General features: G+C 49.6%; 23 protein-coding genes and 1 other RNA gene. All 24 read left to right on the top strand.

Features of this window, described 5'->3' with window-relative positions; genetic code table 11:
- Nucleotides 1-161 precede the first annotated feature (161 nt).
- The 24 genes from ACETK5_RS19145 to rnpB all read left to right on the top strand — a co-directional run bounded on the left by ACETK5_RS19145 (nucleotide 162) and on the right by rnpB (nucleotide 22,821).
- Nucleotides 162-521 carry a histidine triad nucleotide-binding protein gene (locus ACETK5_RS19145; protein WP_071222932.1) on the top strand — a complete coding sequence of 120 codons (360 nt, stop codon included), beginning with the start codon at nucleotides 162-164 and terminating at the stop codon, nucleotides 519-521.
- A gap of 184 nt (nucleotides 522-705) precedes the next feature.
- Entirely contained in the window at nucleotides 706-879 is a 174-nt protein-coding gene (rpsU, locus tag ACETK5_RS19140; RefSeq protein ID WP_005547957.1) for a 30S ribosomal protein S21, read from the top strand.
- A 16-nt stretch (nucleotides 880-895) separates the two neighbouring features.
- Nucleotides 896-1,336, top strand: coding sequence for a GatB/YqeY domain-containing protein (locus tag ACETK5_RS19135; protein ID WP_006209020.1), 441 nt, complete (start codon nucleotides 896-898; stop codon nucleotides 1,334-1,336).
- 258 nt (nucleotides 1,337-1,594) lie between these two features.
- Nucleotides 1,595-2,956 carry an NfeD family protein gene (locus ACETK5_RS19130; RefSeq protein ID WP_100535910.1) on the top strand — a complete coding sequence of 454 codons (1,362 nt, stop codon included), beginning with the start codon at nucleotides 1,595-1,597 and terminating at the stop codon, nucleotides 2,954-2,956.
- A 93-nt stretch (nucleotides 2,957-3,049) separates the two neighbouring features.
- Nucleotides 3,050-4,057, top strand: coding sequence for a flotillin-like protein FloA (floA, locus tag ACETK5_RS19125; protein ID WP_100535911.1), 1,008 nt, complete (start codon nucleotides 3,050-3,052; stop codon nucleotides 4,055-4,057).
- An 18-nt stretch (nucleotides 4,058-4,075) separates the two neighbouring features.
- Nucleotides 4,076-4,654 (top strand): hypothetical protein, encoded by a 579-nt coding sequence (locus ACETK5_RS19120; protein WP_100535912.1) that lies wholly within the window; start codon nucleotides 4,076-4,078, stop codon nucleotides 4,652-4,654.
- A gap of 198 nt (nucleotides 4,655-4,852) precedes the next feature.
- A complete protein-coding gene (gene yqfC, locus ACETK5_RS19115; RefSeq protein WP_071222936.1) occupies nucleotides 4,853-5,146 on the top strand; it encodes a sporulation protein YqfC in 294 nt (97 codons plus the stop codon).
- Nucleotides 5,143-6,336 carry a sporulation protein YqfD gene (gene yqfD, locus ACETK5_RS19110; protein WP_100535913.1) on the top strand — a complete coding sequence of 398 codons (1,194 nt, stop codon included), beginning with the start codon at nucleotides 5,143-5,145 and terminating at the stop codon, nucleotides 6,334-6,336. The genes yqfC and yqfD overlap by 4 nt, the downstream gene beginning before the upstream one ends.
- A gap of 6 nt (nucleotides 6,337-6,342) precedes the next feature.
- Nucleotides 6,343-7,314: a PhoH family protein gene (locus ACETK5_RS19105; protein WP_009590792.1), complete on the top strand. Its 972-nt coding sequence runs from the start codon at nucleotides 6,343-6,345 to the stop codon at nucleotides 7,312-7,314.
- Nucleotides 7,315-7,328: 14 nt separating this feature from the next.
- The gene (locus tag ACETK5_RS19100; RefSeq protein WP_100535914.1) at nucleotides 7,329-9,629 is read left to right on the top strand and encodes an HD family phosphohydrolase; all 2,301 of its coding nucleotides are present in this window, start codon (nucleotides 7,329-7,331) and stop codon (nucleotides 9,627-9,629) included.
- A gap of 2 nt (nucleotides 9,630-9,631) precedes the next feature.
- Nucleotides 9,632-10,129 (top strand): rRNA maturation RNase YbeY, encoded by a 498-nt coding sequence (gene ybeY / locus ACETK5_RS19095; RefSeq protein WP_100535915.1) that lies wholly within the window; start codon nucleotides 9,632-9,634, stop codon nucleotides 10,127-10,129.
- Entirely contained in the window at nucleotides 10,129-10,512 is a 384-nt protein-coding gene (locus ACETK5_RS19090; RefSeq protein ID WP_394057141.1) for a diacylglycerol kinase family protein, read from the top strand. Before ybeY ends, ACETK5_RS19090 begins: the two co-directional genes overlap by 1 nt.
- Before the next feature lie 20 nt (nucleotides 10,513-10,532).
- Nucleotides 10,533-10,937: a cytidine deaminase gene (gene cdd, locus ACETK5_RS19085; RefSeq protein ID WP_100535916.1), complete on the top strand. Its 405-nt coding sequence runs from the start codon at nucleotides 10,533-10,535 to the stop codon at nucleotides 10,935-10,937.
- Nucleotides 10,938-11,009: 72 nt separating this feature from the next.
- On the top strand, nucleotides 11,010-11,912 hold the full coding sequence (era, locus tag ACETK5_RS19080; protein WP_100535917.1) for a GTPase Era: 903 nt from the start codon (nucleotides 11,010-11,012) through the stop codon (nucleotides 11,910-11,912).
- Between the two features lie 137 nt (nucleotides 11,913-12,049).
- Nucleotides 12,050-12,190 carry a YqzL family protein gene (locus ACETK5_RS19075; RefSeq protein ID WP_074961956.1) on the top strand — a complete coding sequence of 47 codons (141 nt, stop codon included), beginning with the start codon at nucleotides 12,050-12,052 and terminating at the stop codon, nucleotides 12,188-12,190.
- Between the two features lie 36 nt (nucleotides 12,191-12,226).
- A complete protein-coding gene (recO, locus tag ACETK5_RS19070; RefSeq protein WP_100535918.1) occupies nucleotides 12,227-12,982 on the top strand; it encodes a DNA repair protein RecO in 756 nt (251 codons plus the stop codon).
- A 368-nt stretch (nucleotides 12,983-13,350) separates the two neighbouring features.
- Nucleotides 13,351-14,238, top strand: coding sequence for a glycine--tRNA ligase subunit alpha (gene glyQ / locus ACETK5_RS19065; protein ID WP_100535919.1), 888 nt, complete (start codon nucleotides 13,351-13,353; stop codon nucleotides 14,236-14,238).
- Entirely contained in the window at nucleotides 14,231-16,306 is a 2,076-nt protein-coding gene (gene glyS, locus ACETK5_RS19060; RefSeq protein ID WP_100535920.1) for a glycine--tRNA ligase subunit beta, read from the top strand. Before glyQ ends, glyS begins: the two co-directional genes overlap by 8 nt.
- Nucleotides 16,307-16,632: 326 nt before the next feature.
- On the top strand, nucleotides 16,633-17,112 hold the full coding sequence (locus ACETK5_RS19055; protein ID WP_100535921.1) for a YaiI/YqxD family protein: 480 nt from the start codon (nucleotides 16,633-16,635) through the stop codon (nucleotides 17,110-17,112).
- Between the two features lie 41 nt (nucleotides 17,113-17,153).
- Nucleotides 17,154-18,971, top strand: a complete 1,818-nt coding sequence (gene dnaG / locus ACETK5_RS19050; protein ID WP_100535922.1) for a DNA primase — start codon at nucleotides 17,154-17,156, stop codon at nucleotides 18,969-18,971.
- 42 nt (nucleotides 18,972-19,013) lie between these two features.
- The gene (rpoD, locus tag ACETK5_RS19045; protein ID WP_076321292.1) at nucleotides 19,014-20,144 is read left to right on the top strand and encodes an RNA polymerase sigma factor RpoD; all 1,131 of its coding nucleotides are present in this window, start codon (nucleotides 19,014-19,016) and stop codon (nucleotides 20,142-20,144) included.
- A gap of 266 nt (nucleotides 20,145-20,410) precedes the next feature.
- Nucleotides 20,411-21,169, top strand: a complete 759-nt coding sequence (locus ACETK5_RS19040) for a tRNA (adenine(22)-N(1))-methyltransferase (protein ID WP_100535923.1) — start codon at nucleotides 20,411-20,413, stop codon at nucleotides 21,167-21,169.
- The gene (locus ACETK5_RS19035; RefSeq protein WP_100535924.1) at nucleotides 21,145-22,260 is read left to right on the top strand and encodes a Nif3-like dinuclear metal center hexameric protein; all 1,116 of its coding nucleotides are present in this window, start codon (nucleotides 21,145-21,147) and stop codon (nucleotides 22,258-22,260) included. The genes ACETK5_RS19040 and ACETK5_RS19035 overlap by 25 nt, the downstream gene beginning before the upstream one ends.
- Before the next feature lie 154 nt (nucleotides 22,261-22,414).
- An RNA gene (rnpB, locus tag ACETK5_RS19030) (RNase P RNA component class A) lies at nucleotides 22,415-22,821 on the top strand.
- The last annotated feature ends 303 nt before the right edge of the window (nucleotides 22,822-23,124 follow it).

The raw sequence follows: 23,124 nt of genomic DNA, 5'->3' as shown, positions 1-23,124 counted from the left end.
TCTTTTCCCTTGCTCTCGTGATGAAGCGCCTCCTTACTGGACAGCTGCGTTCCAGGGGTGCTTCTCTTTTTTTTGTGTCGTCCCTAATTGTCATCTATTGGACGCATTGCCTAATTTCTTATATGATAAAAGCATGTAAACGTATGAAAGGGGTAACCGTGATGGATTGTCTTTTTTGCAAAATCGTAGAGGGTGAGCTTCCTTCCACGAAGGTACTCGAAAATGATAAGGTGCTTGTATTTCAAAACATTAATCCGGAGGCGCCGGTTCATGTCCTGATTATTCCCAAGAAGCATATCGCATCCATGAACGATATTCAGGATGAAGATTTGCTGCTGATTGGCGAGATGCACAAAGCGGCTAAAGAAGCCGCTGCGAAGCTGGGCATTGCGGAGAGCGGTTACCGATTAATTAACAACTGCGGACCCGATGGGGAACAATCCGTGTTTCATGTGCACTATCACCTGATGGGCGGTCGCCGTTTAGGCGCTTTAACAGGCATTTCGCCCGCTCATACATAACATCGGGCCAATGAAGAAATAGATCAGCCTCGCTGTCCAATGTCGCAGCGGGGTTGTTCCAATTCTTTCGACTATCGTAAAATAGACGCCTAAGGTTGACACCTTATTTCCGTTTGCCCTATAATGAAGTTTGATGAACCGTGTTAATGCTCTTGGACGGTCTGGTCGGAGGGAGGGAAAACTGGTGTCTGAAACTAAAGTTCGCAAAAACGAGACAATTGATGCTGCACTTCGTCGCTTCAAGCGTTCCATTGCTAAAGATGGCGTATTGGCTGAAGTGAAGAAACGCAAGCATTATGAAAAGCCAAGCGTAAAGCGCAAGAAAAAGTCCGAGGCTGCTCGTAAGAGAAAGTTTTAGGAGGATCTGAACTAGCATGAATCTTAGCGAACGATTGAACGAAGATATGAAGCAAGCGATGAAGAGTAAGGACAAGTTCAAACTCTCAACGATTCGAATGGTTCGTTCGACGATAAAAAATCTTGAAATAGATTTGAAACGAAGTTTGGATGACAACGAAGTGCTTGATATTTTTAGTCGTGAAATCAAACAGCGCAAAGATGCCCTCCAAGAATTTGAAAAAGCGGGACGCGACGATCTTGCCGCCGATGCAAAAGCAGAAATTGAGCTCCTTAGCGCCTACCTCCCGGAACAGCTTACTGAAGAAGAAATTAAAGTCATTGTACAGCAGACCATCCAGGAAACCGGTGCTTCTTCAAAAGCCGAGATGGGTAAAGTAATGAGCGCTCTCATGCCGAAAGTTAAAGGGCGTGCAGATGGAAAGCTTGTCAATCAAGTTGTTCAACAATTTCTGTAACAACATAAGTGAAACACCCCTTGTTTTCTCAAGGGGTGTTTTTTCTTTTTATCCGAGGGATGTTTTCGAGAATCGCCTTTTCGCGATGGTTTTTTTTAAGGATGGGCATACTTTTTGAAACGAAATCGTTTCTGATTCGTAATAACTACCATATGAGGGCAAGTAGATACATATGCTTATGCAAAAGGCAGGTCGCTGAACCCTTTTTGTCGAAGTTAGGGTACAGATGGCTTAATACGTCGAAAAGGAGGGGAACAGATGAGCAGACCGTTTTGGATCCGCAAATTGCTGACATTCACGGCAGCAGCCATTATGATGCTGATATCGATCGGAATGTATGTAGGTCCGGTGAAATCCGCGGTGGCTGCGAACATCGGGTCGGTGTATGTCATTCCGGTCAAGCAGCAGATCGAGCGCGGCTTAACCAGCTTTATGGAGCGTGGATTTAAGGAAGCCGAGGAGATGGCGGCAGGACTGATCGTCCTGGAAATTGATACGCCGGGAGGTCTGGTTGACCAAGCGGGTAAAATTGCAGCCTTGATGAAGGGCAGCGATATTCCGGTTGTGGCTTACATCACGGGTAATGCCGCATCGGCCGGGAGTTACATTGCGCTGAACGCAGACAAGATTGCCATGTCGCCGGGCAGTATGATTGGCGCGGCTTATATGGTGGATGCCAGGGGGAATCCGATCGAGGATGCCAAGATGGTTTCCTGGTGGAAAACCAGCATGGCTAGTGCTGCTGAAGCTTCAGGCCGAAATCCGGAGATCGCCAAAGGAATGGCTGACCTCAATTTAAAGGTTGAAGTGCCTGAAATCGGTTTGACAAAGCAGCCAGGCGATATCATATCCTTGACGCATGATGAAGCGCTGAAGACGGGTTATGCGGATACGATTGCGAACAGCACGGAAGAAGTCATCACGTGGATGGACTACTCCACGCAGGACGTATTTCGGATGGAGCAGACCTTCTCAGAGAAGCTGGCTACCTTCCTCACGCATCCCGGTGTCATGGCGCTCCTGCTCTTCATCGGTATTGCAGGTGTCATTATCGAAGTGATCGTTCCGGGCTTTGGTGTGCCGGGAATTCTTGGTGTGGTTGCATTCGTACTGTATTTCTTCGGTAACCAGGTCGCCGGATTTGCCGGTTGGGAGAATTGGCTGCTGTTTGTGATCGGTATCGTGATGCTGGCGATGGAGCTGTTTGTGCCAAGCTTCGGGATACTGGGCATCATTGGATCAGCCAGCTTGATTGCCGGCGTTGTTATGGCGGCCTACAGCACGTCTCATGTGGCTCTATCCCTAGGTATTGGGGCGGCTTGTGCTCTGGTGGCTATCATCGTGGTCGCTCTCGTATTTAAGGAACGGGGAATATGGCGGAAGTTTATTCTCAGTGACAGCTTATCCAAAGAGCAGGGGTATATTCCGAATGAAGACCGGGATGTACTGATCGGTCTGGTCGGAACTTCGATTACGCCGCTTCGACCGGCTGGAACGATGGAGCTTGAGGGACGGCGGCTTGATGTGGTTACCCTCGGAGGATTCATCGATTCCGGTCGACCGGTCCGCGTCATCAAAACGGACGGCACCAGAATTGTGGTAGAGGAAGAAAAAGGGTGAACCTCGTCACGGAATTGTGTAGTATTAAAAGGGCTAGTGTTTAAACGATCCAAGTGATGAAGGCAAATATTTAATAATGGAGGGTAAACGAATATGGAATTGGATGGTTCATTGGTACCGATTCTTCTAATCGGTGTTGTCGCGATTATCGTGCTTAGCGTGTTTTTCAGTTTCTTCCCGTTAATGCTCTGGATTTCGGCGCTCGCTTCCGGCGTGCGCATCGGGATTATTACATTGGTGGCCATGCGCCTGCGGCGCGTAACCCCAAGCCGGATTGTGAATCCGCTCATCAAGGCAACCAAGGCAGGACTTGGCCTTAACATCAACCAGCTGGAGAGTCACTATCTCGCAGGCGGTAACGTAGACCGGGTGGTCAACGCCTTGATTGCAGCCCAACGCGCCAATATTCCGCTCGAGTTTGAAAGAGCTGCGGCGATTGACCTTGCCGGACGTGATGTTCTGCAGGCGGTGCAAATGAGCGTTAACCCTCGTGTTATCGAAACGCCGGTTGTAGCAGCCGTAGCCAAAGACGGTATTGAAGTCAAAGTTAAAGCCCGTGTAACCGTACGTGCCAACATTGACCGTTTGGTCGGGGGTGCTGGCGAAGAGACGATTATTGCTCGTGTCGGTGAAGGTATCGTAACGACGGTAGGTTCCAGTAATTCGCATAAAGATGTCCTTGAGAACCCGGACCTGATCTCCAGAACGGTCCTGTCCAAGGGACTCGACGCGGGAACAGCATTTGAAATTCTGTCCATCGATATCGCGGACGTGGATGTAGGTAAGAATATTGGTGCATACCTGCAAACAGAACAGGCGGAAGCCGACAAGCGCATTGCCCAGGCGAAGGCCGAAGAACGCCGCGCGATGGCGGTAGCCCAAGAGCAAGAGATGAAAGCTCGCGTCGTAGAGATGAGAGCGCGCGTTGTGGAATCGGAATCCCAAGTTCCATTGGCTATGGCTGAAGCCCTTCGCAGCGGTCAACTGGGCGTGATGGATTATATGAACCTGAAGAATATCGAAGCCGACACGCAAATGAGGGGTTCCTTCGGTAAGATGGGTGAAAATAATGACAATCCCGGAGACAACAAAAACAAGTAACGATGAGGTGAGCCTATAGTGAGCTGGTTAATCGAAAATTTTTACATTGTAGCTGTTATAGGCTTCTTCATCATCTCCGCCCTCGGAAGACGCGGCAAGAACCCTGAGGAGGGGAAAAATCCCCGTATGCCGTCCTTCGGCGGCGAAGGGGACCGTCCTGCAAGACCGGGGCAGCAGCGGCCTCAGCGGCCTGAAGTTAGACGGGTGCAGACGACTCCGCAAGTCTCCCGTCCGGCACCTGTTCAGGAAAGCACCCGGATCGAGCGGATGGATGAAGAAGAAATGGATACCGGGAACGGATACTCTCTGGAACATCAAGAGATTGATCGAGCGAGACGTGAGGAAGAGATGAGATCTCACCCCGATAGCATAGATCATAGAATCGAGATGATGGAGAGGGATTTGAACCGGATTCACTCGAATTTGAACCAGATGACTATCGCATTACCTGAAACGGTTGTCGAAAGCCGAGATGAAGATCGTGAACAGTCTAGGGGCAGTGGATCGTTTCTTGCAGAACAAGCTCGAAACGGCATTGTTTGGGCCGAAATTCTGGGAACTCCGCGTGCCAAGCGCCCCATGAATCCTCGCCGTTAAATTAGCGGATTCTTTCGAGCTCTTCGAGCCAAATTTCTTGTACAAGATCAACGTAAATTAGACTCAATTCATAGATTTATAGAAGCGGGAGACCGCCTCGTCAGATTTTTTTGACGGGGCGGTCTTTTTACTTTTGATCTCATAAAACAGCTTCTTGGGGCATAAGGTGTACAGTACAGGAAGGGGGAAAGTCTCCATATGTCCCGCATCAGCCGCAAGCTGCAAAAATGGACCCAAGAAATGCTTGATTTGCCACAGGACCTGTTATTTGATTTGCCGCGGTTGACCCTGATTGGCAATAAAGAGCTGCATATCGAAAATCATCGCGGAGTCCGGCATTTTTCCGAGGAACGACTTGTGTTGTCTTTAACGCAGGGTTCTTTGGAGATTTCGGGGACCGGACTTGCGATTCAGGCTATTCAAAGTCATGAAGTGACCATCATTGGCACCATTCATCATATTCAATACATAGGAACGGGGGAGAAACCGTGAAGATTCCGACGATGATCCATCTTCGAGGATATTTGAAGCTCGCTGTTCGCGGTGAGCATGTGGAAGCATTCATTAATTCATTGGCGGAGGCGGGGATTCCGGTTTGGGATGTAACACCGACAGGAGCCCACTCAGCAGAGCTTAAGCTGCTGCTGAAGGATTTCAGAGGGCTCCGTCCGCTGTTAAAACGGACAGGCTGCCGTACGCGTATCAAGGGGCGCTACGGATACCCCTTCAAAGCCCGCCGCCTGTTGAAACGCAAAGCGTTTGTTATTGGCGTTGTTGCGTTTTTTATGATTCTGTTGACGCTTTCCTCGATGGTGTGGAACGTAGAAGTCGAGGGGAATGAAACGATCGCTTCGGAAGATGTGCTTGATGCGGCGAAGCAGGAAGGCATCTACCCGTTTCAATGGATATTCAAGTTGCAATCGATGGACAAGCTGTCCGGGAATATGACCGCCCGCCTTCCGGGAACTTCATGGGTAGGGGTGGAACGCAATGGGACACGCATACGCATACAGATTGTGGAGGCGGCCGTACCGGAGAAACCGCCGCTCCAGAGTCCGAGGCATCTGATCAGTACGCAGGACGCTGTCATCACCTATATATACGCTGAGAAGGGGGTTCCCAAAGTAGGGATCAACAGCCGGGTGAAGAAGGGCGATATTCTGATCTCCGGTGTCCTTGGGGATGAGGAAAATTCGGAACAAATTGTAGCCAAAGGGGAAGTGAAAGGCCTTGTATGGCATGAATACGATATCGAAATCCCATTGGTAAAGACCCATAAGGTGTATACGGGGGAAGGGAAGAAGCGCTCCTATATCGTTTTTGGCGATCGGGCCGTTCAGTTGTGGGGCTACGGGGATATTCCGTTCTCCCAGCAGGAGACCTTGACCTTCTATGATCCGCTTACGTGGAGGACGCGCGTGCTTCCGCTGGGCTGGATGACCGAAAAGATTATGGAGGTTACCGAGGTCCAGCGGACCATAAGCGAGGAAGAAGCGAAAAAAGAGGGAATCGAGGGGGCACGCCGGGATATTTTGGCGAAATATGGAACAGATTCAAAATTCGTAAGCCAAAAAATTTTGCATGATAAGAAAGAGAATGGTAAAGTTTATATGAAAGTGCTTTTTGAGGTGGAAGAGACCATCGCAAAAGAACTTCCCATAGTATACGATCAAGGAGAATGAGGCTATTTGTCACAGCAAACGACCAGCATTCAAATTTTACTTCAAAGCGCGTCAGAGGGTCTGTCCTTATTCGGACCACAAGATACATTTCTTAAATTAATCGAAAAAGAAATTCCTGCGACGATTGATTCACGGGAAGCGGTCATCACGATTCGGGGACAACATCGAAATGTGGAGAGTCTTCAGCAGCTGTTTGAAGTGCTGCTCCAGCTTGTGCGCAACGGCTACATTTTGACCGAGCGTGATATTCTTTATGCTGTGGAACTCGCCAAGGATCTGAGGGCCGATCAGCTGCTGGATCTGTACAAGGGCGAGATTACGACAACCTTCAAGGGTAAGCCTATTCGTGTAAAAACCATCGGTCAGAAGCACTATGTGACCACCATCAAGAAGCGGGATATTGTATTCGGTATCGGTCCTGCAGGTACAGGGAAAACTTACCTGGCCGTCGTTTTGGCTGTTGCCGCACTAAAGGAAGGATCCGTCAAAAGGATCATTTTGACAAGGCCGGCTGTAGAGGCTGGAGAGAGCCTGGGCTTCCTGCCCGGAGACCTGCAGGAGAAGGTCGATCCTTATCTCAGACCATTGTACGATGCCTTATACGATGTGATGGGCCCGGATCAAACGGCCAAGGCGCTAGAGCGTGGCTTGATTGAAATCGCGCCGCTTGCTTACATGCGCGGGCGGACGCTGGATGATTCATTTATTATTTTGGATGAAGCACAGAACACCACGCCGGAACAGATGAAGATGTTTTTGACACGGCTTGGATTCGGCTCGAAGATGGTCATTACAGGGGACGTGACCCAGATTGACCTGCCGCGGGGCAAAAAATCAGGACTTATCGAAGCTAAAACGATATTAAGCGGAATTGAGGAAGTCGGCTTCGTCTATTTTGCCGAACAGGATGTTGTACGTCACTCTTTAGTACAAAAAATCATCGTCGCTTATGATAAAGCAGCAGAAAACCAAGATTAAAGGGGATTGTCGCAATGGCCTCCAAAGAACCATCGACGGACAAGTCCATATGGGGTAAAAACAGCGGATGGAAATATAGCGTGGCAACACGCTATATTCTGTTTTTGCTGCTTGCTTTACTCTTTTATATCAGTCTAGCATCCAAGCTTTTGCCGGAGCGGTATGACATACAGGTCAATACGAAAAGCGAAAAAAATATCGTAGCACCAGTACAAATTGAGGATAGCAAGGCAACGCTGAAGGCACAGGAGGCGGCTGCGGAGAACGTCCAGCCGATTTACCCTCTCGTTCCTCTGCGAAACGACGTTCTGGTCACGCAAATCCTTGACCGGATTGAACGTTTGAACCAGGACGTGGATATCAGCTCCGCCGAAAAAGTTGAAATTTATCGAAATGAAATTCCGAGAATGGCTAGAGAATTCGTGCAAAATTTCGTGTCGGCCAACAGCACGAACGAAGCCTATTCCAAAGAGCTGCTTCAGGAAATGCAGCGGGTCATCGAAGAACAAACCTATCGGATTCCAGAGGAAACATTCATTAAGATGCCGAGGTTGAATTCCGAAGATATTATTCAGATGAAGCCTGTAGCTCGCGAGATCGTATCCAGGCTGATGCTAAACGAGATCGTCGATGCCGATACGGCCCGTACCCGCGTGGCTGAGAGAGTGAACACAAGTTCGTTGAATGATCGGACCGCCAGGGAAGTCGTTCAGGAATTGGCGAGTTTAACGATTACGGCCAATAAGTTCTACGATGAGGTTGCCACGAAGAATGCGAAGGTTGAGGCCCGGGAGAATACCCCGCCCGTATTTATCAAACAAGGGGACATCCTCGTGGCGAAAGGCCAGCTTATCACACCGGAGCTGTATGAGCTGCTTGGTAAAAACGGCCTGCTGAAGGACGATATTAATTACTGGCCGGAGCTGGGCGTGCTGCTACTGTCCGTCTTGCTGTCTCTTGGCATACTGACTTTCATCCGGCAGTCGGAACCCGGCAAATTCAAATATAACAACTCGCAGCTGCTGATGCTGGTCTTGGTGTATGTGATCACGCTGATCACCATGCATTTGACCGCATTTCTGCAAAGCGATTCCCAGATGTATGTGGGATATCTTGCGCCGGTCGCGATTGGCGCGATTCTGGTTACCCTGCTGCTGGAAACCTCGTTGGCCTATTTCAGCGTCATCATTTTCAGCATCATGGCAAGTGTCATATTGAACGTCCAAGGCGAATTGTTTGACTTCAAATTCGGGTTATTCGCAGCCGTGACTTCCTGCGTGGCGATCTTCTCGATTCACCGCGCAAGCCAGCGGTCGACGATGTTGAAGGGCGGCATTATGGCGTCTCTCTTCGGCGCCTTGATCGTGTTCATTATGCTGCTGCTCAATAACGATACATGGACTACGAGCGAAACGCTGTATTCGATCGGTTTTGCCATCGCGGGCGGATTGTTAACGGCCATCCTGGTTATCGGGTTAATGCCGTTCTTCGAAGTCACCTTCGGTATTCTGTCGGCACTGAAGCTGGTGGAATTATCGAACCCGAACCATCCGCTGCTTCGTAAACTGCTGACGGAGACGCCAGGAACTTATCATCACAGTGTCATGGTCGGAAACTTGTCCGAAGCTGCGGCGGAAGCGATAGGCGCCAACGGACTGCTGTGCCGCGTCGGTTCCTACTATCATGATATCGGAAAAACCAAGCGGCCGATCTATTTTATCGAGAACCAGAACAATATGGAGAACCCGCATGATTCCATTGAACCGAAGCTGAGCAAATCCATTATCGTTGCTCACGCAAGGGATGGCGTGGAAATGCTCAAGGAGTACAAGCTCCCTAAACCGATACGGGATATCGCAGAGCAGCATCATGGTACAACGTTTTTACACTATTTTTATCATAAAGCGGTTCGCCAGGCTGAGGAGCAGGGCATCGAACCGGATTTCACTGAAGATGATTTCCGTTATCCAGGGCCGAAGGCTCAATCCAAGGAGTCTGCAATTGTCGGCATTGCCGACAGCGTGGAAGCGGCTGTCCGTTCATTGCGTAAACCGACGGTGGAACAGGTTGAATCGATGATCGAGAAGATTATCAAAGGCCGCCTGGATGACCATCAGTTTAATGATTGCGATTTAACGATGAAGGAATTGGATATTATTGCCAAGACGTTAAAGGAGACGGTGATGGGGATTTTCCATTCCCGGATCGAATACCCGGAAGATGTGAAGCGTCCCAAGCCGTCCGCCCCAAATGGCGATATATCGACTGCTTCCGAGACATCCGCAACGAGTGAGGAACAGAGAAGGAGCGTATAAGAATGAGCCTGCAGCTGGCATGGAATAATGAACAAGAGGATTTTCAGATTAGCGAGGAATTGATCGCCCTGCTTGAAGTGATTCTTCAGAAGGCCGGAGAGGCTGAAGGAGTAACCGATGGAGAGGTGGATCTGACCTTTGTCGATGATGAACAGATCCATGAATTGAACCGGGAGTACCGGGGAATCGATCGTCCGACCGACGTCCTCTCCTTTGCGATGAATGAAATTACGAACGATGAGCTCGAGATCATTTATGAGCTGGAAGAGGGAGAAGAACTGGAGAGCGTTCCGGATGTTCTGGGAGATATCATTATCTCGGTTCCTCGGGCCAAGCTGCAAAGCGAAGAATACGGCCATTCGTTGGAACGGGAACTCGGTTTTCTGTTTGTTCACGGATTTCTACATTTGCTCGGATATGATCATCAAGATGAGGCGAGCGAAGCGGAAATGATGGGCAAACAGGAGGCTGTACTTGCAGAAGTAGGATTGACAAGATAGTGAAGCCGCACAGACAATCGTTATACAGGGCATTTGGGTGCGCGATGCGAGGCATCTTGACGGCTGTACAAACGGAACGCAATATGAAAATCCACATTGCTGCTGCCTTGATTGTATTCATCGCAGCAGCTTTGCTGCAATTGGACCGAGTGAGTTGGTTGTTTTTGGTATTGGCGATTGCCCTCGTATTTATCGCGGAGCTGGTAAATACTGCGGTAGAGGCCATTATCGATCTGATCTCGCCAGAAGAACATGTATTAGCTCGGGTGGCTAAGGATACAGCAGCCGGTGCAGCGTTAGTTGCAGCGGTGTTTGCCGTCGTGATCGGCATTCTGGTCTTCTATGAACCGGTATGGGAATGGATGCAATCAATGACAAGTTGAATAAATAGGAGGAACTAGACATGGAAGCAGGATTGTTAATGCAGGAAGCGATTAAAGCACGTACGCGGGCTTACATACCCTATTCAACATTTGGTGTGGGAGCAGCCCTGCTCGATTCGCGCGGAGAGGTACATCTTGGCTGTAATGTAGAGAATGCCGCATACGGTCCTACCAATTGTGCTGAGCGCACCGCATTGTTCCGTGCGATTGCCGACGGTCATGAAGCAGGGAGCTTCCAAGCCATTGCCATTGTTGCCGATACGGACGGCCCGTGCACGCCATGCGGGGTATGCCGGCAAGTGCTGGTGGAGCTGTGCAAGCCGGATATGAAGGTGATCATGGGCAATATGAAGGGTGATATCAAGGAGACGACCGTCAGCGAACTGCTGCCGGGAGCGTTCGGTCCATGGGATTTAAACAAGTAAGTCTGCAAATGAATAGGATCAAATCAAGGTTTACACAACACGTAGATACAGGAACAGTAGCGGAGGAATGGTATGCAAAAAAAACAATTTAAGTCCGGGTTTGTGGCTATTATCGGGAGACCGAACGTAGGAAAATCAACGCTGATGAATCAGGTGATCGGTCAGAAGATTGCCATCATGTCGGACAAACCGCAAACAACAAGAAATAAAATTCATGGCGTATATACGACCAACGATTCCCAAGTGGTTTTTCTGGATACGCCGGGGATTCATAAGCGTCAATCCAAGCTTGGGGATTACATGAATCAGACTGCTTTGAGCACGCTAGGTGAAGTGGAAGCCGCCTTATTTCTGGTAGACGCTTCGGAGGGCATCGGCGGGGGAGACCGTTACATCGCCGAGCAGCTGCAAAAGATCAAGACTCCGATCATCCTGGTGATGAATAAAATCGACAAGATTGAGCCGCCCGCACTGCTGCCTCTGATTGAGCAGTATCGGAAGCTGCATGATTTTGCAGAGATCGTCCCGATTTCCGCGAAGCTCGGCAGCAATGTTGACACGCTGCTAGAACAGATACAGAAGTATTTGCCTCCTGGCCCACAGTATTATCCTGAAGATCAGGTGACGGATCATCCGGAGCAGTTCGTGTGCGCAGAGCTGATTCGCGAGAAAATTTTGCACATGACAAGAGAGGAAATTCCTCATTCCATAGCGGTTACCATTGAGGATATGCGGGTGGAGGAGAACGGAACTGTATATATTTCAGCCGTTATTTTTGTTGAACGCGACTCCCAGAAGGGTATCATTATCGGCAAGCAGGGTGCTCTGCTAAAAGAAGTTGGCAGACAAGCCCGTCAGGATATTCAAAGGCTGCTCGGATCCAAGATTTTCTTGGAGCTCTGGGTTAAAGTTAAAAAAGATTGGCGCAATCAAGAACGCGTTCTTCGCGATCTCGGATTTCACCGCGGGGAGTAATAAAGCCGCAGTGCAAATCGGAGGCAAATCATACACGGTGCCGCCTGCCAACAATTGCATTTCATAAATCTGCTCTAGGCGCACATCCTAATTTTCGTAGATGCGAAACGTCATTTCCGAAGAGAGGATGAATACGAATGCGAGATTTTTCGTGGAAGTATTTTGCGATGACTGGAGATGTCGATGCGTATTTGCTGTATAAGGAAACCGAGGGTGAGTCGGTTCTTACAGCTGCATCCGTTGAAGATGAGGCGGCCCCGCATGAAGAAGACGAGTAATTATTGGTTGTTCCAGGAATGGTTGGGGGAAAGCGCATGCTATATCGGGCGGAAGGGATTGTCATCCGCAGCATGGACTACGGTGAAGGGAACAAAATCATTACACTTTGCACCAAAGAATCGGGCAAGGTAGGCGTGCTGGTCAGAGGAGCAAAGAAGGTGAAAAGCCGACATGCTGCTCTGACACAGCTATTTACCTATGGAGAGTATGTTTTCTTCCGAAATGGTACGGGGCTCGGCAACTTGAATGCCGGTGAGATCATGGAGTCTCACCACGGGCTCAGGGAGGATCTTGTGAAAGCGGCCTATGCTTCTTATGCCTGCGAGCTCTTGGATCGGGTGCTGCAGGATGAGGAGACGGGCGCTTTTTGGTTTCATCAGCTCAAAGCCTGTCTGGAGGCGCTTCAGGAGGATAAGGATCCTCAAATTATCATCAATCTGTACGAGATGAAAATTCTGCAGACTGCAGGGTACGGGCCGGAGCTGGATGTGTGCATATCGTGCAATCAGCCCAGAAAAGACGAGGATATGTTGGTGAGCCCCCGGCTTGGAGGGGTACTGTGCCGTTATTGCAAACATTTGGATCCGCCGGCGATGGCGATCTCACCCAGAACACTGAAGCTGCTGCGCCTGTTTGGACGGCTGGATTTAAGACGGCTGGGCAATGTGGATGTAAAGGACGAAACCAAGGCCGAGCTCAAAAAAGTCATGCGGGCCTTAATGGATATGCAGCTTGGGCTGCGTCTAAAATCGCAAAACTTTTTGGACCAAATGGACAAGTACAATATTTGACGTAAGATATAGAATGAGGTATTATATTTATCAGTTTATTAGTTTTTTGAATACTGACATGCATTGAACGGGAAAGTAGTGAATGATCATCCGCGAAATAGCGAGCCGGGGGCGGTGGAAGCCTGGTGGGAGATATTCATGAACAGGGCACCCGGGAGCATGGTGAAACGATAAAGTGGGTTTTGCTTATCGCTGAAGACTGAATTGTGTCGGCGAATCAGCAGGACCAAGTAGGGTGGAACCGCGGGAAGCTACAGCTCTCGTCCCTATGTCTGTACAACAGGCGTAGGGCGAGAGCTTTTTGTTGTACAGAGAATGGAAAAGTATGGTGGAGTGAATTTGAAAAAGAATGTAAAGGAGCTAAAATCATGAACTTCCAGCAGATGATTTTGACGCTGCAGCAATTTTGGGCAGAACAGAATTGCATCATCGTGCAGCCGTACGACACGGAAAAAGGTGCCGGTACGATGAACCCGATGACGTATTTGCGTTCGATCGGACCCGAGCCTTGGAACGTAGCGTATGTAGAGCCTTCCCGTCGGCCTGCTGACGGCCGCTATGGAGAGAACCCGAACCGTCTCTATCAGCATCACCAATTTCAGGTTATTTTGAAACCTTCGCCGGACAATATTCAAGAGCTGTATTTGGAGAGCTTGAAGCGTCTTGGCATTAATCCGCTCGATCATGACATCCGTTTTGTTGAGGACAATTGGGAAGCGCCGACGCTTGGTGCATGGGGCCTAGGCTGGGAAGTATGGCTGGATGGTATGGAAATTACGCAGTTTACGTACTTCCAGCAGGTTGGCGGCATCGACGCAAGCCCAGTCGCTGTAGAGATTACCTATGGCATGGAGCGTCTTGCATCCTATATCCAGGATAAAGAGAATGTGTTCGATCTGGAGTGGGTAGACGGCATCACCTACGGAGATGTATTCCATCAGCCGGAATTCGAGCATTCGAAGTACACCTTTGAGGTGTCCGACGTTAAGATGCTGTTTACGCTGTTTAACATGTATGAAGAAGAAGCGAACAAAGCAATGAGCCAAAGTTTGGTATTCCCGGCATACGACTATGTTTTAAAATGCTCCCACACGTTTAACCTGCTGGATGCCAGAGGGGCGATCAGTGTAACGGAGAGAACGGGGTACATTATGCGCGTGCGAAACCTGGCTCGTCAGGTTGCAGCTACGTATTTGGAGGAGCGCGAGAAGCTGGGCTTCCCGCTGATTAAGAAAGGGGGCGCAGACCATGTCTAAGGATTTATTGTTTGAAATCGGTCTGGAAGAGGTCCCGGCGAGATTTCTGCGCGCCGCGATGGAACAGCTTCAGGACAAATTAGTCAAATGGCTGGAAACTTCCAGAATCGGACATGGAGAAGTGACGGCATATGCTACGCCGCGCCGCTTGGCGGTATGGGTACAGAACGTTGCGGATAAACAAGAGGATGTCAGCGAGGAAGTGAAAGGGCCTTCCCGCAAGATCGCGTTGGATGATAGCGGACAGTGGAGCAAGGCTGCGCTTGGTTTTGCAAAAAGCCAGGGCGTGGATCCCGAGAGTTTTACGTTCAAGGAGCTCGGCGGAGTAGAGTATATCTATGTGACGAAGAACAGCGTCGGCGTGGATACGAAGTCGATCCTGTCCGAAGGACTCCTTGGCATTTTGACTTCGATGACCTTCCCGAAAAATATGCGCTGGGGGGCGCACGAATTTAAATTCGTCCGTCCGATTAAGTGGATGGTCGCTTTGCTCGGCAGTGAGACGATTGATCTGGAAATTACGGGCGTGAAGGCCGGTAACGTGACCCGTGGACACCGTTTCCTTGGCGGAGAAGCCGTTATTCCAGAGGCATCGGCATACCGCGACGTATTGCGTGAACAGCATGTCATCGTGGATGTGAATGAACGCCAAGAGATGATTGTATCGCAGATCCAGGCATTGGCCCAAGAGAAAGATTGGAATATCGCCATCAAGGATGATTTGCTCGAAGAGGTATTGTTCCTGGTTGAGACCCCAACCGTGCTGTACGGAGCATTCGACTCCTCATTCCTTCATATTCCGCAGGAAGTATTGATTACTTCAATGCGAGAGCATCAGCGGTATTTCCCTGTGCTGGATAAGCAGGGACAATTGCTTCCGTTCTTCGTAACCGTGCGCAGCGGGGACAGCCGTTCCCTGGACGTTATCGCAAGAGGGAATGAAAAGGTGCTGCGGGCTCGTTTGTCGGACGCGAAATTCTTCTATGAGGAGGATCAGAAGCTTCAGATTAAAGACGCTTTATCGAAGCTGGAGAGCATCGTTTTCCATGAGGAGCTGGGGACCATCGGCGATAAAGTCCGCAGAATCCGCCGGATTTCCGATCAGTTGTCCGCGAAGCTTAGCATTTCGGCTGACGAAGCAGATTCTGTAAGCCGTGCAGCCGATATTTGCAAATTCGATCTGGTGACCCAGATGGTTTATGAATTCCCTGAATTGCAGGGTGTTATGGGAGAGGATTATGCAAGAAAAGCCGGTGAGAAGGAGCAGGTGGCCAAAGCGGTGTTTGAGCATTACCAGCCTCGCTTCGCCGGTGACGCGGTGCCTTCCACCTCGGTGGGATCCATCGTAAGCATCGCGGATAAAATCGACACGATCGTGGGATGCTTCTCCATCGGCATCATTCCGACAGGCTCCCAGGATCCTTATGCACTGCGCCGTCAGGCTGCGGGCATCGTTCAGATCATCTTGGAGCACAAACTCCCGGTGACGCTATCGGATGTCTTCGGTGTGGCCCTGGAGGTTCACGAGAACATTCGCGTTTTGAAGCGCTCGACGGACGAAATCCGCAAGGACCTTAAAGAATTCTTCGGACTTCGCGTGAAGAAGCTCCTGTCCGAAGATCAGCGCTATGATGTGGTGGATGCCGTCATTACCGCTGGATTTGATCATGTGGTGTCGGTTGTGTCCCGCGGTCATGCGCTGATGAATGCTGTGGATCATGTCCAGGATTTCAAAACAACGGTAGAATCCTTCAACCGGGTCAGCAATTTGGCAGCCAAGGCCGGCAAGGCTGCTGTCAATCCTGAACTGTTCACGGAAACGGAAGAAGGCAAGCTTTATGAAGCTTGGAACGCGATTCGCGAAGATTACCATGCTGCGCTGGAAGCTGCTGACGGCGAACGCTCTTTGTCCTTGCTGGGTGGACTCAAAGAACCGATTACCGGGTTCTTCGACTCCGTTATGGTCATGGCAGAGGACGAAGCGGTTCGGGCCAATCGTCTCGCACTGCTCTCCGGTATCGATGGAGATTTGAAGCGTTACGCCGATTTCACAAAATTGGTGTGGTAGTAGTGACAGCATGATTTTACAAATGTTATAATGCATTGTTCAGTGAAAGCGACAGCCCGCGGTTATGCACGGGATGGCGCTTTCGCTATGAACGGCCTGAATCAAGCAAGGGCAGGGTCATTGTTTATTTGATGAGATAAGAAAGTATAAGCTTCAGAGGCTTACCATCCTTATCTCGCAAGAATAACTTCCGCTATACGCGGTCTGTCTTCTGTGAAAGTACGTCGACAGACGTTTTTCTTAGAAGAAGGATTTTAATCTGCCAAAGACGTATATAATAATATACAGCATAAAGATGAATCCAAGACTAACGATAAGAGCCGGTGATGCGAATGAACGAAAGCAACTCCATTTCGATCGTGGTTGACGGTGATGCATGTCCAGTCAAGAAGGAAATCGCAGAGACTGCTCGTACATTTCGTGTGCCGGTACTGCTTGTTTCTTCCTATGATCATCTGCAGCAGGCAGAAGATGGGGTTACGACGGTCCAGGTGGATCGGAGTGATCAAAGTGCGGACCTATACATCGCTAACCACATATCCAGGGGGGATATCGTGGTGACGCAGGATTATGGACTGGCTGCACTTGCGCTTGCCAAATCATGCCATGTGATCTCCTTTCGCGGTCGTATTTTTCATAATACGGATATCGATTTCATGCTGGATTCCCGTCACCATCAGGCGAAGGCGAGGAAGCAGGGAAAGTATGGCAAAGGGCCCAAAAAGCTGCTTGACGAGGACCGGAGTTTTTTTCAACATAAACTGACAAAACTTTTGCATGAATTGCAGGAGAATGTCCACCCGTAGCGAATACTATTTACGTGCCAAAAGAGATGAAGGTGGTTTGGATGAGTACCGGACAAGGTAATATTCCGGATGATGTCATTGAGGAAGTACTGGCCAAAAGCGATATTGTGGACACGGTCAGCAAATACGTGCATCTTACCAAACAGGGGAAATACCTGAAGGGCTTGTGCCCGTTTCACTCAGAGAAAACTCCTTCCTTTACGGTTACACCGGAACGCCAAATCTTTTACTGCTATGGCTGCGGTAAGGGCGGAAACGCCATTAAATTTAGAATGGAAATCGAAGGATTTTCTTTTCCCGAAGCCGTCAAGACAATGGCAGAAGAGAATGATATCTCGTTGCCGGAAGGTCAAGGAGTTCCCGTAATTCCTCGTAATCCGGAAAAAGAACGTTTGATTGAAGCCTATGAGCTTAGCGCCAAGCTGTACCATTTTCTGTTGAAGAATACGGAGCATGGTACGGAAGCCATGAAGTATTTACGATCCCGCGGAATGAGCGACAAAATGATTGACCAGTTCCAAATCGGTTATGCGCCAGATCGTTGGGACACGCTCGTTCAGTTCCTGACGAAGCGATCCTTTGACTTGAAAGAGATGGAAAAGGGCGGTTTATTATCCGCAAGACATGAACAAGAAGGCTATCTCGACCGTTTCCGCGGACGAATCATGTTTCCGATACATGACCGCAGCGGCAAGGTCATCGCGTTTGCTGGCAGAATACTGGGGGACGGTCAACCGAAGTACCTGAATTCCCCGGAGACACTTCTATTTAATAAGAGCCGCACATTGTACAACCTGCACCAGGCGAAGACATCCATACGCAAATTGCGTCAAATTCTGTTATTCGAAGGTTACGGCGATGTAATTTCGTCATGGGAAGCAGGACTTCACAACGGTGTGGCAACCATGGGGACCTCTCTAACGGAAAACCAAGTGGCAATCATGAAATCGGTGGCTGAAGAAGTTGTTGTTGTCTATGACGGTGATAAAGCCGGTATGGCTGCTGCGTTAAAAGTCATTCCAATGCTCGAAGGCGTTGGTCTCAGAGTACGAATCGCTTTGGTGAACGAAGGAATGGATCCGGATGATTACATCCGTAAATTCGGTGCCGAGCGTTTCAGGCATGTCGTAGAGACAGCTGTTTCAACAACAAAATTTAAACTTATATATCTGAAGAAAAACCATATACTGCTAGAAGAAGATGGTAAGATTGCGTACGCCAAAGAGGCATTGCCCATTATCGCCGTACTGAATTCCTCGACTGAACGAGAAGTTTACTTGAGGGAATTGTCCTCCGAGCTCCATCTTTCCTATGAAAGTCTTAAGCAGGATTGCAATCTGCTTCGGCAATCGATGCAAAAAAAGATGGGTGATGGGGATAATAAGGAAAAAAGGTGGAATAATGGTAGGCATAAAAAAGGGCGCCAGCCCGCCCCGGTACTTCTGCCTGCTTACCATGCCGCAGAGCGGCGGCTGCTGTCGCTGATGCTGCAGGATGCGGAGGCCGCGCGATACGTAGGCGATCGCCTGGGAGAAGCGTTTAATATTGAAGATCATGCGGCAATTGCTGCTTATCTATATGCTTTTTACGCACAGGGTAAATCTCCGGATATCAGCCGTTTCATGTCATCGCTCCACGACGATCGTTTGGAAATGACGGTCAGCTCGATCATGATGATGGAAGCACCAGCCGAGTGGAATGTTCAAGTGCTCGATGATTGCATACGTGAGGTGCTGAAATTTCCGCAGCAGAGAGAGATCGACCAGAAAAAAGAAGAAATGATAAAAGCGGAGCGCTCAGGTGATTTTTTGCGAGCCGCGCAAATTGCAAGTGAGATTATCGCCCTAGAAAGACAATGAAGCCCCGCACATTGCTGTTTCTAGGGAGGAGGGAGTCGAATGATGGCGAATGATCAGCATACTGAACTAGAAACGGAATTTACGCTGGATCAAGTCAAGGATCAGTTGATTGAACAGGGTAAAAAGAGATCCGTATTAAGCTATAAAGACATTATGGAGAAATTATCGCCATTTGATCAGGACACGGAGCAGATGGAAGAGTTCTACGAGCAGCTGGCCGACCTGGGTATCGATGTGGTAAATGAGAATGACGAAGAGGGTACTCACCGGCAATCGGGAGATTCCGAATCCCATGATAATGAGGATTTTGGGTTTGACGACGATCTTTCACTGCCTCCTGGGATCAAGATTAACGACCCGGTACGGATGTATCTGAAGGAAATTGGCCGGGTTCCGCTGTTGTCAGCGGATGATGAGATTGAACTTGCCAACCGGATTGAACAGGGGGATGAGGAAGCCAAGCGCCGTCTGGCCGAAGCCAACCTGCGTCTCGTTGTAAGTATCGCGAAGCGTTATGTCGGACGAGGAATGCTGTTCCTGGATTTGATTCAGGAGGGCAACATGGGTTTGATCAAAGCCGTAGAGAAGTTCGATTACAAAAAGGGTTTCAAATTCAGTACGTATGCGACATGGTGGATTCGCCAAGCAATCACGCGCGCTATTGCTGACCAGGCCCGTACCATCCGAATTCCTGTGCATATGGTGGAGACCATCAACAAACTGATTCGTGTATCCAGACAGCTTCTCCAGGAGCTCGGACGTGAGCCTTCGCCGGAGGAAATTGCTGCCGAGATGGAACTCAGTGTTGAGAAAGTCCGGGAGATTATGAAGATTGCTCAGGAGCCGGTTTCGCTGGAAACGCCGATCGGTGAGGAAGATGATTCCCATCTCGGAGATTTCATCGAGGATCAGGAAGCACTCGCTCCTGCCGATGCGGCTGCTTACGAGCTTCTGAAGGAACAGCTCGAAGATGTGCTGGATACGCTGACAGAGCGCGAGGAGAACGTACTACGTCTTCGTTTCGGACTCGATGATGGCCGCACGAGAACACTGGAAGAGGTCGGCAAAGTGTTCGGTGTTACACGCGAACGGATTCGACAGATTGAAGCGAAAGCGCTCCGTAAGCTTCGTCACCCGAGCCGCAGCAAGCGGTTAAAGGATTTCCTCGAATAGCTTAATCCACGGACCTTCTGCAGTAATCGCAGCAGGTCCTTTTTTTCGAATTCATGCATGGCATGTATAAGTTTCTTGGTTATGGAATTTCTTCCTGCATTTGTTTTATTGGTCTTTATTTTAGCTCTTTTTCGGACCCATTGCAAATGACGAGGCACAACTTATGTTCACCGGATTTGCCGGTTTGCAGTTTGGTATCGTCTCTGTTAGGGTAAGGAATAGGTCGTGATTTGGACGAAAATATGGAATGGTAAGGTGTGTCGACCGTGAAATTATCAAGAAGATTAACACAAATACTGGAGAAGATTCCGCGCGGCAGCCGACTTGCAGATATCGGTTCCGACCATGCCCTGCTGCCTGTGGCTGCCGTAGAGAGCGGAGCGGCCATTCAAGCGATCGCCGGTGAAGTCAATCCCGGCCCTTATGATGCTGCCGTCAAGCAGGTCATCGAATCAGGGATGACGAATGTCATCAGCGTGCGAAGAGGAGACGGTTTGAACGTACTCTCAGCCGGTGAGGCCGACGTCATTACGATTGCCGGTATGGGCGGCAGCTTGATTGCAGCGATTTTGGACCGCGGCATCGATAAGCTGGCAGGCGTCCGCAGGCTGGTCCTGCAGCCGAATGTGGGAGAAGATATCTTGCGTAGATGGCTATATTCCCATGGCTGGGTGCTGATCGAGGAAATGATCCTGGAGGAAGACGGCAAAATTTACGAAGTGCTGGTCGCCGAGCCTTTGCATTTAACAGACCTGACGAATGAGCAGGTTTACACGGAAAGGGCGATTGGAGACGGTGTCCGGTTATCTACGGACTGGCTTTTCCGTATGGGACCTTGGCTGACACAGTCCCCGAATCCGGTTTTCAGTGAGAAATGGAAGTCGGAGATGGAGAAGATGGGGTATATTCTTCAATCGCTTTCGCGTTCAGATCTCACCACGGCCGCCGATAAGGCGAGTGAGATTCGATCGGATATCGAGTTTATTCAGGAGGTGCTGGCATGCTTGCCAAAGGACAAACCGTAATTCAATATATGGAGCAATTGGCCCCGAAGCACGTGGCCGAACCCGATGACCGGATCGGACTCCAGCTTGGAACATTGCAAAAGGACATTCGCACGGTGCTGATTGCATTGGATGTTAATGATGAAGTGGTGGATGAAGCCATTGAGCTTGGGGCTGACCTGATTATCGCGCATCATGCGATTATATACCGTCCGCTGAAACAACTGCAGACGGATACGCCGATGGGCAAGGTATACGAAAAGCTGATCAAACACGACATTGCAGTATATATAAGTCATACCAATCTGGACGTAACCGAAGGCGGGATGAACGATTGGATGGCGGAGGCCTTGGGAATCGAGAATACGTCGCCTATTCATGACATGCATAATGAACAGTTGTCCAAGCTGGTAGTATTTGTCCCGAAGAGCCATCATCAAGAGGTGCTGGATGCCGTGCTCGGCGCCGGTGCAGGCTGGATCGGAAATTACAGCCACTGCAGCTTCAACATCGAGGGCTTTGGCACCTTTGTCCCGCGAGAAGGCAGCAACCCTTTTCAAGGTCAGGAAGGCAAGATGGAACGTGCAAATGAGGTTCGAATCGAGACGATTGTTCCTCATGCCATCCGAAATAAAGTGATCCAGGCGATGCTAAAGGCACATCCTTATGAAGAGGTTGCTTATGATCTGTATGCCATGGACCTAAAGGGGAGATCCCTTGGTCTTGGCCGGGTTGGAAAGCTAAAAGAGCCTAAGACGTTGGCTGAGCTGGTAGACGTGGTAAAAGAGAAGCTGGAGGTCCCTCATGTTCGGGTCGTGGGAGAACTCGACCGCACGATCCGCAAGGCGGCCGTCATAGGGGGTTCCGGAGGACGCTACATGATGAAAGCACTGTTCCGTGGAGCCGATGTGCTGGTAACGGGAGATGTGGATTATCATACGGCACAGGATGCGCTCGCAGCGGGACTTACGATCATTGATCCGGGTCATAATGCCGAGAAGATCATGAAGGTCAAAGTTGCCGAGTGGATGGAGCAGAAGCTGCAGGAACATAAGTACGAAACCCGGGTGGTGGCTTCTCGTATCAATACAGAGCCGTTCCAGTTCGTTTGAAGAACAGAATCGTGAGGCAAGGAAAAGAGTCTCTTTTTGACACCGTTGGCCAGGAAGAGTACCTCATCCATGCTGGGAAATTAATCAGCTATTGTTAATGTTTAATGGGTTGTGTACCGCTTCAAATCACTGTATAATATATAATGTTGTCCGGAAAGTTTGACAGACAATCGCTGGCGGCGTCAAAGCCGCGAGAGGAAAGTCCGGGCTCCATAGGGCAGGGTGCTGGATAACGTCCAGTCAGCGCGAGTTGAAGGATAGTGCCACAGAAATGGACCGCCGATGGCCGCCTAAGGGCGGCACAGGCAAGGATGGAACCGAGGTGTAAGAGACCCCGAGGAACGCTGGTGACTTCGTTCCTGGTAAACCCCACCTGGAGCAAGACCTAATGGGACGCAGTCTCCTTCGAGGAGACAGCCTTAGCCCGAGGCGCGTCCGGGTTGGTCGCTTGAGTCGATTAGTAATGATCGGCCTAGATAGATGATTGTCGCTCATGGTGGCAGGGTAGTTCCCGCTATGACCACGAAGAGCACAGAACCCGGCTTACGGAAAGCTTTCCCAACTGAACAACATATTGCTTTACGGATACCGTAATGGTACAAACGCGCATTTTCTTTACATTCCTCGTCAGGTGTGTAAAGGAAATGCGCGTTTTTTCAAGATATCAGAAAGTATAAACTTCGAAGCTTGGGTCTTCCTGATATCGCAAGAAAAACTTCCTCTAACCGCGGTCTGTCTTCTGAGAATGTACGTCGATAGACGTTTTTCTTATGGTTTTGTGAAAATATTTGGAGTTCATCTGCCCTTTAAGGATAATCGTCCATACCAAATAGCCCCCGGGATAATAAGCTGTAATCATCAAGG

Origin of the sequence: Paenibacillus ilasis (assembly GCF_043195395.1) — a bacterium.
GTDB classification, from domain to species: Bacteria; Bacillota; Bacilli; order Paenibacillales; family Paenibacillaceae; genus Paenibacillus_AQ; species Paenibacillus_AQ lautus.
Note: the sequence above shows the minus strand (reverse complement) of the source record. Positions and strands in the feature narration are given on the sequence as shown.